General features: G+C 46.7%; 9 protein-coding genes. All 9 read right to left on the bottom strand.

Translation table 11 applies throughout. The annotated features are described in order from the left end of the window. Positions 1-143: 143 nt before the first annotated feature. Complete coding sequence (locus tag D829_RS0128710; protein ID WP_241230832.1) at positions 144-3,260, bottom strand: DUF5704 domain-containing protein; 3,117 nt, start codon at positions 3,258-3,260, stop codon at positions 144-146. A gap of 380 nt (positions 3,261-3,640) precedes the next feature. Then, complete coding sequence (locus tag D829_RS32125; RefSeq protein WP_017692359.1) at positions 3,641-4,894, bottom strand: S-layer homology domain-containing protein; 1,254 nt, start codon at positions 4,892-4,894, stop codon at positions 3,641-3,643. A 1,040-nt stretch (positions 4,895-5,934) separates the two neighbouring features. Further along, positions 5,935-6,198, bottom strand: a complete 264-nt coding sequence (locus D829_RS0128695; RefSeq protein WP_017692357.1) for a hypothetical protein — start codon at positions 6,196-6,198, stop codon at positions 5,935-5,937. A gap of 209 nt (positions 6,199-6,407) precedes the next feature. Beyond that, the gene (locus D829_RS0128690) at positions 6,408-6,611 is read right to left on the bottom strand and encodes an RHS repeat-associated core domain-containing protein (protein ID WP_017692356.1); all 204 of its coding nucleotides are present in this window, start codon (positions 6,609-6,611) and stop codon (positions 6,408-6,410) included. A 145-nt stretch (positions 6,612-6,756) separates the two neighbouring features. Further along, positions 6,757-7,161 (bottom strand): hypothetical protein, encoded by a 405-nt coding sequence (locus D829_RS0128685; RefSeq protein ID WP_152417169.1) that lies wholly within the window; start codon positions 7,159-7,161, stop codon positions 6,757-6,759. Between the two features lie 22 nt (positions 7,162-7,183). Beyond that, positions 7,184-12,031: an RHS repeat-associated core domain-containing protein gene (locus D829_RS32120; RefSeq protein WP_017692354.1), complete on the bottom strand. Its 4,848-nt coding sequence runs from the start codon at positions 12,029-12,031 to the stop codon at positions 7,184-7,186. 12 nt (positions 12,032-12,043) lie between these two features. Then, entirely contained in the window at positions 12,044-12,403 is a 360-nt protein-coding gene (locus D829_RS0128675; protein ID WP_017692353.1) for a WXG100 family type VII secretion target, read from the bottom strand. A 12-nt stretch (positions 12,404-12,415) separates the two neighbouring features. Beyond that, the gene (locus D829_RS0128670; RefSeq protein ID WP_017692352.1) at positions 12,416-12,691 is read right to left on the bottom strand and encodes a WXG100 family type VII secretion target; all 276 of its coding nucleotides are present in this window, start codon (positions 12,689-12,691) and stop codon (positions 12,416-12,418) included. Further along, positions 12,692-13,501 (bottom strand): hypothetical protein, encoded by an 810-nt coding sequence (locus tag D829_RS0128665; RefSeq protein ID WP_017692351.1) that lies wholly within the window; start codon positions 13,499-13,501, stop codon positions 12,692-12,694. Positions 13,502-13,519: the final 18 nt, after the last annotated feature.

Raw genomic sequence — 13,519 nt, 5'->3', positions numbered from 1 at the left:
ATCATTATGGTAAATGTAATTATCTTTATTATCCGGGACACAACCATCCCTCACTTTATCAATGTAGTTGTAAAACAGAAGAAATCCTCTAGTTAAAGGATTTCTTCTATCCAGTAACTGATTGTAATAGTTACATTTATTTCTTAATGCGGTACCTGCGCACTGAAATCATCGCGGCTGGAGCGATCTGCATGGTAGAAGACTACGTCTCCGTCCCGCAACGTAAAGCTGTTTCCATAGCTATCCTCTACCTCACGCTGGAATCCTTCCAGCAACCATTGATTCATCAGCGGGGCATGGATATATTGCAGATGCGGCGCCGCCAAATTCCCCTCCCGAATGGACTCGAAGTTGAAGTTCACCACGATATACCCATCCTTCAGGAAGATTGGCGATTTAGCATCCAATCCGCCATGCGTACGTCCATACTCAGCCAAGTTTGTTCCCACTTGCACCACATAGGGCTCGGCAGGCAAACTGTATTCCCCGTACCATTGTTGAATGGCTGCATTCGCACGAAGTACATCTGCACTGGCGGTCGTTGGAATATTCGTTTTCGGACCGATAAATGTCCGCAGTTGTTCTGGCATCAAGAGCAGGCTATATCCACCTACCGGAGTTTTCATTTTCGTAAACTTGTCTCGATAGTACTCTTGATACGCTCGTTCACTCATCATCCCCAGATGGATTTCACCATATCGGTTGTATTTGTACGTCGCTGTATCTCGTAGTTGTTCGGACGGAACTTGACGTAGCCGATCGTTCAAAATCACGAACCGCTTCACTTGATCTTCTGTCGAACCGATGCGAATAAAGTTGCGCTGGTTGGTGGAGTAATACAGATCCACCGGCACACGTGTACTTCCATCCTTACTCACAAAATCAAAGGTTGGCGTGAGACGAATGCCATCTCGTGGGCCGAACATGTTGCCTTTCGTTTTAAAGTCAAACTTGAAGTGATATCCCGTTTTCACCGCCACATTCTGATACCCTTGCAGGGGGTGACTGCCGGGACGAATCGGGACGGTAAACTGGGGTTTGTTCCCCCGCTTGTCTCCATCGATATCCTGCGTGCCGGTCCAGTAACTGATCCAGGTCGGCGCAAGACTATTTTTAAAACGGCGGAAGACCAGCTCCCAGTTATAGTCGGCGATATCGGTAATCTCAAAGTCATATAGTCGCCCAATGACCTCTACGGAGACTTCGTCCGAAGCGGCGTGGTAGTACAGATCTGTGTTGGCATCGGGCTGGGCATCAATCTCCGGCTCGATACTGAAATGCGACGGGGCATTTTCAGCAATATTGCGGAATTCCACCTGGTAGTCTCCTTCATCTACCCACACGGGCAGATAGAAGGTCGTATCCAGCACCGGTACCTGAACATCGATCCACGTGTTTCGCGGATAAAATTGCGTTCGGTCGGCACTGTACACGTCAAATGGAAACCGGACTTGTTTAATCCGATAATACTTGGCATAATCCCGATCGCCATATCCCGGGTAGGACCCCGCATCCAGATGTTGTCCGCTGGTCGGGATGCGAACCGTGAATGGTCGCTCCAAAATGAGCGCAGACCGGTTCATGTTCGGCACCGTTTTCTGATTATGCGGCTGATCATCCGATACGAGCGAGTAGTTCACGACTGGTGTATGGACGGTGACGGTATTGATTGGATCGACAGAGAACGTTTTTCCTCCACTGCCTCCCAAGGTGGTTGGATGGAGGGCATACTGGATTTCCCCTGTGGACTCCGTATCTGCTTTATTCAAGAGTGTCCGGGGAATCAACAGCTGATCTTCATACAACACCTGCTCCCCGGTATTTTTATACGAGCCGATCTTGGTCGGTGCTGGGATTTGCGTCGGATCCGGTCCATTTTCAACCACGGTGCTACCATCCATGACGTTTGTCGTTGAACCCTCCCAGGTAAAGTCCAGCGCATCATTCTTCACATCGGGTGGACCCGTTTGGCCTTCGGCCATGCCTTTAAGCAGCTCGGTATCATCAGGTACATCTAGCGGTTCGTACCCCTCAGTCGCTAGTACCTCGGGAACATAGCTGATTTCTCCCGTTTCCTGCGGCATGACATGAATTTCCACGTCTTCGTCATGCTCCATCTCCAGGTCTGGTGGGGTATACCCTTGAGGATACAGCGTAATTCGCTCCCCGTCAGGAAGCGCATAATTCTCCATCTTGGCCTGCTCAATCGAATACAGTTCGACGTTATTGATGTTCCAATAGCTATAGTTTCGTTCAAAGCTGAACCTATACGTCACATCAACCGTATCCGAATCCTCGGTATCGGGTTGGGGGATAGACGTGCCATCCGGTCCCGGTAGATCAGGTTGCTCCACCTTCCAGGTCCGGGCATACGTAAGTTCCGCGGTACAATCATAGGTAATCGTGCCTTGCTGTTTGCCAAAGGTATGCTGGAACAAATAGTTCATCGCCCACGTGTTGGCGTACAGATGCTCCGACGTCGGAATCCCTCGTGTGACATCAAAATGAATGCCGTTCGTTGGATCATCCGCCAGAATATGCCCTTGGGCACCAGGTTCCATAAACGCAGTTTCGGGTGCGGCTACCTCATTCGGTGGATTGATGGTATATGTACAGCCTGCAACTCCCCCTGGTGGGGCTGCCCCATCACCCACCGCGACTTTTAAGTAAGCTATAAGATCGTATTTATATGAATCGTCGCTTTTCCAACGTACAGAAATTGTAGCGGTTCCCGGGCTTACGCCTTTAATCTTTCCACTTGGGTTCACCTCAACGATACCTTCCTGATCTGATTTCCATTCCACACCCGAACGAGTGGAGATATCTACCCAGTTGCCAAATTGCTTAGCTCCATGACTCATCGTAGCCACTTCACCTTTGAGATTGGCTTCTTCATCTTTTTTTAATCGCTGAGTACCTGTAAGTCGAATTTTTTTCTGCTCCGTCCACTTACTTCGCCATGTTATATTTAAAGGCGTTAAATATAAGGTACTGTACTTATTTTCATTTTTGGGATTTTTTCCATAAAATTTTGTATAATCCTGAACGTAAAGCTCCGAATTTTTCTTTCCTGTGTCAGAGGTTAATGTTACTGCTGTTTTAGCTGGGTTTAATTCTAGCTTAGTGATTAGCGAATTTGTTCCTTGTGCCTCTGTAGTTTCAGCTTTAATGATATATGGTTTAGGCACCTTATCGGGGCTTACAGTTACTCCAGTTTGGTCTCGATACTCGTCTGGAAAATAAGCACTGTTATCAGCCATAAGAATTCTATCCTTTACAGACTTCACTTTTGGGGCAGATTCCCCTTGGTAAATAACATTATCTGCTTTTACATTCCCGCCACTTAAAGTAGTTTCTGCAATCCAATCTAAACTGTCGATTTGGTACCAATACACCCCTGGATTAGCCTCTTTTATTCCTTCAAACACTCTGAGTACTTTTTGGTATCCTGTCGGACCTCTAGGAGAGGCTAAAGGCTCTTCAAATTCATTTATTTTTTTGGAATCTTCGGGATCTGGACTGACAACTACTACTTTACTACTTGCTGCACTAGCATGATAAACGCCTGTAACAATGAGAACCATCACAAGTCCAATAGCAAGGATTAAAGGTGTAATTAATTTCTTTCTTCTCGTAACATTCATCTTAGTGGAAGACTAAATGACGCTTTTGTATTATTATCAATGAAAAAAGTTTTCCAACTGTCTGATGAGGATCCATCAGAAGTTCTGGCCAATCCAAATCTCATCCAAAACTTTCGATCCACTTTTTCTTTAAAAAATCCAGAGCTTACATAGTCCTCAACGGGAAGATTATTTATCCCGTATTTATCCACTGCTCCACTATTGAAGTTGTTTACCGTTGTAAATACGTTAGCAACCTCCTGGTAAAATGTTAAATTCCTTAAATTATTACTACTAGGGGTTACGGTCACTTCAATGAAAACCTCATAATATCCTTCTTTAATGGGGTATCTATAATCTTTATCAATAAACATCCTACCATAAATATTGTTAATATTTGTCTTTGAATGTGCATCGGCAACAATCATCCGATGCGGGGTCATAGTACCTAAATTGTTACGAAGTTTTACTGTCTTGCCCACTATACGATCAAAACTGGAACTAACACCCTCTTCGGATTTTAGATATATGTATGGTGTTGCAGACGTCAGATTTGTTCCTGTCAGACCTACCTCCCGCATTTCGTTCAGATCTTTGTACGAAGTTGCCTTACTTTCCTGCACCTGTTCGTAACGCGATAAAATAACTGCAGCCTCTGCTCGGGTGGTTGTTTTCCCCGGACCAAACGTACCGTCTGGGTACCCGCCCATCAATCCAGTTCCCAATACCACCGACACATAGGGATAGGCTGCTTTCTTCAACCCGCCCTTGTAATATTCTGCCACAGGCACCAACGTATTTTCTGTATCCTTCAACGCTTGCTTGTAATCCTCATCCTGAGCTGCAAGTCCTGAACCGAGCCACTTCGCCATTTCCTCTCGTGTCAAAGCCGTGCCTGGCTTAAAGCCATTCGGATAATCGGAAGCTTTCAAAAAGCCGAGCGATACCGCATGATTCACCTCGTTCTCACTCCAATGCCCCGTCAAATCCTTAAACACATTAGTTTTCTCCGTATCCGGCGTCCCTTTAGCCACTCGGGCTAGCAATGCTGCAAATTCCGCACGTGTTACTGTCGCCCCAGGCTTAAATGTACCGTCACTATATCCTTTGAAATAACCTTTTGCTACCGCTGCATCGATCGATGCTTTCGCCCAATGGCTCGTAGGCACATCTTTAAATGAGGCAACGGCTGCTTGACTGGTGTTTCCGGTAAAAGGGAACATTCCAAATACCAATGCACCGCTTAATATGAGTTGTGTTACTTTTTTCAAATCTTTCACGCTCCATTTTTATAGTTTTCTGTGGAACCTTCATGCCTATGTATCTTTTTTTCTTGAATCTACTATTATGCTATTATCAAATATATAGGACTTATTTAAATAAAATAGTTCACTAAGCAATATATCCCATTCAAGTTCCATGAATATTTTACCATATCACGATGCCCATTCATAGGTATTAAGACTTATTTCTCCTTGTATAAATACTCCTGAATCCACATATAATGTTCCTACCTTTCTAGCATTTTTTGATATATCTCTATTGAATGCTTTATCTCTTCACTAAAACATCCAACTTCACTGTTTAACGGATTAGCGCCTCCCCTCTACCCTATTTACTTAAACACTCAATACTTTACGTATGTACTTGCTACTCACAACATAGACTCTCATGATAAAAAAATGAAATTGTATAATAGCATAAAGCATGCCACATTTAACACAATTAATAAATCTATCCCCGAGATTGTGTTTCTCCTCATAACTCCTCAATAGATCTGATAGAGATAATTTTAAAAATATTTCTGTGTTCAATCCATATTGATGAAGTTACTTTATAGATCTTGCTAACGTCTGCAATTCTTCTTTTCCCTTCTAACTCTATTATCTCCAAGATATTTACTAATTTTAAAATCACAAAGTTATTAATTCCCAAAATCTTTCGGCAATTCATCGCTACAAGAAAAGTAGCCAGTTGCGTTCTCACTGGCTATACCTTCTCAAATATATTACATCTGGTACGATTTTGACTGTTAGTTTTAGATAACTTATCTAAGTTTTTCTTAAGAAAGAAAATTTCTATTTATGCGATTGAGAATTATAACAAATTTATCTTCTTGAGAAATTCGTACCAATCATCTAGATGCACATCAGGTACGAGTTCTTTATATTTTGGACCAAATACATAATTATAAAAAGGAAGTAGTTAAAATCCCCAAAAGTTTTCTCAGCGCTTGCTGAATATCCTTATTTAAAAAAGCATACTTGTCCAGAGTGCTTATCAATCACTAATGGCTCGTACAATACTTGCCCTACTTCCATCCATTCTCTTTTCCTCCTATAAAATCAGAAACCCGATATTGATGCTCATCTAATTCATTAATCGACCATAAATCGATTGCTCCACATCTTGCACCATCAGATTTTCCCAAGAACTCAAAGTACAGTTTCAGGACTTTATTATCCATTGTTGTAGCTGTAACACCTTTACATAATTCACCATAAATAATACTATCAGGTTCAGTTTTCAGTTTTTCTTTTACCCTCATTATTAAGTCGTCAAGTTTTTCATCCATCTACTTTCCTCCCAATTGAATATTAATCTTAATTTTTGTACCAAGTAGGTAAGATCCCTTGATACAGGCTTTTGTGCTTTGTATTAAAGACCTTGATCACCTAGTTCCTTTAACTTATTAGCCTTTTTCTCAGATTCACGTTTTGGCATTTCACTATCATATTTAAGAGTTATCTCATTCTCACACTTCATCAACCCTAGCGGATCGATTTAACTCACCGGATTCCCATTGACGTACACATACCGGTTAAACGTCTGCCCATCCTGAATCTCTCCACGAATCACGTCTCGATTCAGGAACCGTTTCAGCTTCGGATCATAGTATCGTGCCCGCATGTAATACATTGCGTTCGCATTGGTCATGCTCCCGTTCAGGCTGTTATATGAAAAATGCTTGAAGACTACTTCCTTCATATTGGCTCAACTCATAGATTCAAAAAAAACCTTAACAGGCAAATATGCCCATCAAGGTTTTAATTTACTTGACCAGAGTTGCCACCATGGCCCTATATCCATGTAGCCTTAGGATTGGATCGTTGTAGCTAGTAAAAAGTATGTTCTACTCGCCTTCTAAGATTTCATCACATTCAATACTTCGCATGAATATCATCATTACACGTAACGCAGCCTTAATTTCATCAATATTTAATTCGGGGAATTCGCTCTCAATTGCATTAATTATTTTCTTCTCCCCTTCAATAAAATACATGATATCTGTTAAAAGAATAGCTTTCTTTTTTATTTTTAATCCATATATTTTTTTATATTCATCAGTAACGTACTCTTTTTCAACTCTTCCATATTCGATTTTTTGTACAGCATCAATATTAAAAGGTGTATGCGAGGATTGCGTTAAAAAACTTTTTTCAAAATCTTCTTGACTATATTCTAATTCGCTTTTTTTAACCAATTCTTTGGTGTACTCCCTAATTTTGTCCAAAAATTCACTGTTATTCTGAAACATATTTCTCACCATCCATTAGTTATTATCTTCCTTTATTCTTTTTAGAAGTAGGAATTTTCTCTGTTGTGATTTTAACAACCCAGTCCTTATTAAACTCATCCAACAGGCCAGATCCCACTCCATATGAGCCTGCTTCATTTTTGGATTTGATTACAACACGATTTGTATACTTGGATTCTCCCCCAACCATATCTTCAAAGTCTATCCCTTTTGACTGGAGCCAGTCTTTTGCTCCTTTTCTAGTTTCAATCATGATTGTGTGTGTATAATTCTCTCGGTCTCCAAGATCTCGAGGATCTCTTGTACTCCCCTTCTCTGAAATCCATTTACTCCCTCTTGATACCGTTCCGTTATCATGAACTTTAGGTACCAATCCTTTTGCATCCAGTGAATCCCTAGCCTCTTTCTCAGAACCATATCTAACATAGTGTTCGTTCTCACACTTCATCAACCCTAACGGATCAATGTAACTCACCGGATTCCCGTTCACATACGCATACCGGTTAAACGTTTGCCCGTCCTGAATCTCTCCGCGGATTACATCCCGGTTCAAGAACCGCTTCAACTTCGGATCATAGTACCGTGCTCTCATATAATACAATCCGTTGGCATCGGTCATGACCCCATCTCGACCATTATACGCAAACGGTTGCTGGGTTAATCCTTCATGTTGCTCCAGTTCGCCATATAATCCATACGTATAGCGGTCCGTCACCCGGTTCTGCTCATCCGTCAGCAACGTCGTACTACCGCGCAGATCGTAGTGGTAACTCAGATACGTTCCATCGGCATCTTCGCGTCCAATTAGCCCCAGACCATAGATGTAACGGGATTTCACATTTCCTTCCCCGTCCATCTCCATTAGCACCCGGCTCAGTTCATGTGCATCGTCGATGACATAGCGGGTCACTTGTCCTCGCTGCGCGATTTCAATCCGGTCCCCCTGCGGGTTGTAGCGATACTTCAATTTCCCTGCTTTCACCATACGGTTTCGAGCATCGTATTCGTAAGCGGAAGCGGTGTTACCATCCGTTGCATACAGCAGATTTCCGTTGGCATCCATTTCAACTGGGTAGTCCCCCACACGTTGGAGCCGGTTATCCCAGGTGTAGTGCAGATGCTGCGTTGGCGAAATACTCGTGGATTCCGTTTCAGATGTCCCCATCTGTTCGGTTGTCAGGTTCCCGGATGGGTCATACGTGTAGTGTACAACACGACCTAGCTCGGCGCCACTGCGCAGGCGTTTCAAGGTATCGTACGTGTACTGTTTGTTTTCTTCCTTCAGCAGCAAGCCGCTTGGGCTGTATGCGTACTTGAATTGCTGTAAACGAATGCCCTGTCCGCTCGTATCCGTCAGGCGAGTCAGTTGGCCTGCGCCATCGTATTCCCGTTGCTCCTGGCTGCCGTTCGGGCGCCGAGTCTCGATAAGCTTCCCGCTTGCATCATAGCGGTACCGGGTCAGACGGCCGTTCCAGTCCTTCACTTCAGCCAGTTCACCCGTGGCTTGGTAGCGATATTGCACCACTTTGCCATCCGGATAGGTCAGCGCCGTCATCCGGCCTGCCGCATCATACGCATATTGCAGGAGATGCCCAAATCCATCGGTTCGGGTGAGCACTCGGCCTGCTGCATCGTAGGTTCGTTCCTCATGCTGCTCCGCTTCGAGCACACGCGCCACTTGTCCATCGGGCGTATAGGTCAGCACGATTTCACCTGCTTCATCCGTGGCACGGATCAGGCGACCCGCAGCATCATATGCGTACCGAGTTTCCTGTCCCTTGGCATCCAGCTTAGTACTTAGCCAGCCGCGATTATCATAAGTATACGCCGTCCGTGCACCTGCGGCATTCGTTTCCTGCAGCAAACGACCACTGCGGTCATACGTTAGACGGGTCTCGTTTCCACTGGCATCGGTGTAGCTCGTATGGCGATCTTCCCCATCCCATGTCTGGCGATAGGTCACTTCATCTGCGCCTTCGCCTTGAATGACTTCGGTCAGACGGTGCGCGGCATCGTAGCGATAATGGCGGGTATGCCCATCCGCGTCAGTATCTTCGACGCGTTGATGGAGGGCATTGAACCGTAGCCGCGTCATGTGGCCGAGTCCATCCTGCCATGCCACGGGGCGACCAGCCGCATCATAGGTCAGTTGCTGGACCGTCCGACCTTCGCCATCGATGACGGAGACCAGACGACCTGCACCATCATAGTGATACTTCGTGATGTGTCCTGACGCATCGGTCACGGCCTGCAATCGACCAGCGGCGTCATAAGAAAGTTGAGTCGTTTCACCGAGCGCATTCGTTTCGGCGATCAGGCGGTTTTCGGCATCATAGGTATACTGCCGGGTGTGACCGAGCGCATCGGTGATGGTCGCGACTTCACCATTCGGCGTATACGTATACTGCATGGAGGCTCCAGACGGACGGGTCTCCCGAATCCACTGCCCACTGGCATCATACACGGTCTGCCACATGAGGCCCAGCGGGTCGGTGATAGATGTCAGGCGATCTGCACCATCGTAGCTCCGGCGACTCACACTTCCTGCGGCATCTTTTAGTTCGATCAGTCGGCCTGCTTTATCCCAGCCCACCTGTAAACGTCGGCCTTCCGGATCCAGCGTATGTTGCAGTTCACCTGTCTCGCTGTAGGCATAGGTCCAGATGGCTCCCGTGAAGTCCTGGTACGTAGCCGTTTGTCCCGTTTCAGTATAGGTCCATTTCGCTATGCTGCCATCTGGACGGGTCACTTCGGTCAGACGCTGCTGTTCGTCATATTGATAAGTGGTTACGCCGCCTTCAGCATCCGTTTCGCGCGCAACTTGGTGGTGTGAGGTATAGTGATATTCCGTTTCATGACCCAGTGGGTCGATTTCGCGGATCAGATGTCCCTCTTCATCGTAAACATACGTTGTTGTTTCGCCCAGTGGGTTGGTGACACTGGCCATCTGTCCCTGCGGCGTGTAGGTGTATCGAGTTATACCGCCATCTTCGGCATGCACTTCGAGGAGCTGCAAGGCGTCATCATGCACGAGGATGCGCGCCTGACCCAGCCGATTGGTCACGGTAGTCCACGTCTGACCCGAGTGACTCTCGGTATCGTACTGGAACTGGAATTTACTTCCGGCCGCATCCGTCTGCTCCACAATTCGGTAAGATGCATCGAAGGTGTTCGTAAACTGGAGGATGCCACTCTCCGTCAGGGAGATCAACCGTCCATCCTCATCCGAAACCAAGTCGGTTACTACACCCCCCGGCTCGATCACGTGAACCAATACGCCCTCCGAGCTGTATTCAAATGTTACACGCCGCAGGGCATCCTTCACTTCTTTCAGTTCGCCTGTCGAGGTATAGTCCAGATGCAGGGATCGCTGGGTTGCCCGATCGGTTAGGGTCATCAGGCGACCCGCTGCCTGATAAGACATGTCCAGGGTTAGGCCACTGGATTGCGTGTGACTGAGCAGTTGTCCTTCTTCGGTAAATCGATAGATCTCACGCGGCTCACGCGTTGTCAGTTTCCAACCATCCTCTTCCCGTTCGAGCACGTCCCAATACACATCGAGATCTGAACTTCGATAGGTTCCATCGGCTTGATGGATGAACGAGTTGTGACGTCCTGCTGTCCAGTAGACGTCAACGGCAGGCGCGCGCTCAGCTGAATCTTGGATTGAAGAATGAACATGCAATCGCAGTCCGTATTGGTGCGTCCAGGCAGGTCCCAGTTCCCCTCGTTGCAGTAGCCCTGAGTGGTAGATCAAGGTCAAGGGCCAATCGGTAGCTCCATGCAGCGTCAGGATATCATGGTTCATAAACTGATAACCGGTAGCCGCATGGATCGGATCACCTGGACAGCTTTCTTTGTTGGATTTGGTTACATTCTGCGTTTCGGTGTTTCGACCTGTAGAGGGAGATTGCGACGAAGTTTCGATATCCTTCGACTTGGGCGCCCCTGGCGGCTCTGCTCCTTTGGCAGCACTTCCCCCGGGCGTCTTCTTTATCATCGAAGCGGCCGCTGCAGAGCCCGTTCCTGCCGCCGTTCCTGCTGCAGCCGCTGCTTTCTCGGCATCGGTGAGTCCCGTATCGTGGCGTGTGGACCCGGCATCGCTTGGCGCATCGTCTGCTTTGCCCGTTGGTTTGTTACTGGTCATCGGCGCGTCACCTGTATCCCTGGAGCCTGCGGGGGCTTCACCTGCCTTGGTCGACTTCGGCGTCGCTCCGGCCATATCCTCCCCGGCTTCTCGGGTCGAGTTCCCGGGCACTCCCGCCTTGTTCGGACTGGTTGGGATCGCATCGATTGCATCATCCGCGTTACGACCGACGGTTTTCGCTGCATCTGCGGCGTCGTCCGCATGCTTCACCGCTTTCCCGGTCAGATCCATAGCTTCATCCGCATATTTAAAGAGGGAAGCCGCTTTATTGGCTCCTTTCCCCAGCGGCCCAAGCACGGAGAGACCTCGTTCGTACCATGCGAGCTTCTCTCCCGTGAGCAGATCCCGACCCGTGATGGCCTCAATAATCCCTTTCACATTGCCAACGACAGGCAAGAAATCCAGCACCGTCCCCAATGCAAAGGTGAGGAAGCTCGCCAGCTTCCCCCAGTTGAATTTTTTGCCCTCCCGATCCGCTTGTTCATATTCTTCTCGTTTGCGACGGGTCAACTCCGACAACAGTTCCAGCTTGCTTTGCAAGCCGTCCAGTTCCCGCATCAGGTAGGTGAACGTACTTTGTACCCCACCTTGGCTGAGGGTTTTATAACTTAGGCTGTTCATGGACCGATTCAGGTCCGCGCGCAGATCCCCCATCTCATCCGCGGCTCCGTTCAGACTTTTTGAGGTCCGCTTCAGGTCAGATAGGCTGACTTCCAATTTCACATTGCTTCCCCCTTATTTCTTCTTCGCAGCAGCAGAGGCTGCCGCTGCTGCCGCTCGTTGTCTTTCGCGCTCCTGACGCTCACGTTCCTGGCGTTCTCTCTCTCTGCGCTCTTCTTCAAGATCTTCCTGCATGAACTGATTGGCTAACGCATCCAGTCGTCGTGCGAATTGTTCCATTTCATCCGCTGTCTGCCTCATCCGTTGAGTTGTGTCTCTGAAATCATCCATAAAGTGTTGATACACTCTACCCTTCCAGATCATGGACTGTACATTACTATTAATACTGGAGCGTTCATTCTCCAGCTTGTTGCTGTTGTTGCGTAATTTGGAGGCAATGCTCCGCAGTTTACCGACGTCAGGCCGAATTGGCATATGTACATCTCCTTACTTTATTGAATCTGCCTTACTGAATCTCTCGGAAATGGCTTTAAGCTCTTCCCCTACATCCTTCAGTACAGTTGATACACTTTCCAGCTGAACATGGGCATCTTTGTAAGAGGAATAGAAACGCTCTTGAGATTTCCCCTCCCATTCCCCGGTAATTCCATCGATCAATGACTTTAACTCTCTGGACAAAGCTATACTTTCCTGACTGCTGGCCAGAAATCGGGTAGCGATCTCCTTAATACGTTCAGGTTCAATTTTGATACGGTCTGCCATTTATTTGACCCCTTTCCCATCTAGTTTTTCGATTTGATCCGCAAATCGTAATAACGCTTTTTTCAATATCGCCGGCTTGTATGGCTGGAATTGAAGCGTACCCTCCGTCAATTCAACCGCCAAATACAGCTTGTCTCCCCATTGCGCATAGTGATAATCCTCCTGATGCCACATCAGTCCATGCCTCTTCATAAACATCATGGAGCCTGAGCGCTCCCCATTACTGAAGATGTCTAATGCAAGCTCTGCCTGTTCTTCCGTATGCCCTGCTTGAACCAGTCTATTAAGCCGGTCTACTTCGGTAAGCTGATTCCATTGATCCCACGTGCAGTCTTTGATGACCGCCTTTTTGGCTGCACTCTTATATTGAAGCGTCAGTGGAAAGAACCCCTTCATAGCTTCTAACGTTAATTGGGCATCTGCCACAGGAACAAGGACAATGCCTCCTAATTCATCTGCTGTTTGTTCAACAACGATTCGAGGAGTGAAATAGTAGTGACCTGCGAATTTCCCAGTGCCTTCAATCTTCTTACTCACATGCATCACATCAGCACTGCCGCATGCAGCAATGCAATAGGCGAGCATTTCATTCATATCATAGCCAGTCCCCTCTTGCTTCGGAACCAGATACCCTTTTTCCACAAATGTCTTTTCAATCACCTTATATTCCGCTTCCAATTCCTTAGCCAGATACCCACGATAAGGATCATCAAAGTTAGCTATATGACGGACTCCTACCAACTGAGTCAAGAAGAAAAATTCTTCAGGAGAGAGTTGAAATGACCACTCTTCCGTTAATTCATTTTCCAAGATAAAGCACTCCTTCAA

The organism is Paenibacillus sp. PAMC 26794, from assembly GCF_000316035.1.
Classification (GTDB): domain Bacteria; phylum Bacillota; class Bacilli; order Paenibacillales; family Paenibacillaceae; genus Paenibacillus.
Note: the sequence above shows the minus strand (reverse complement) of the source record. Positions and strands in the feature narration are given on the sequence as shown.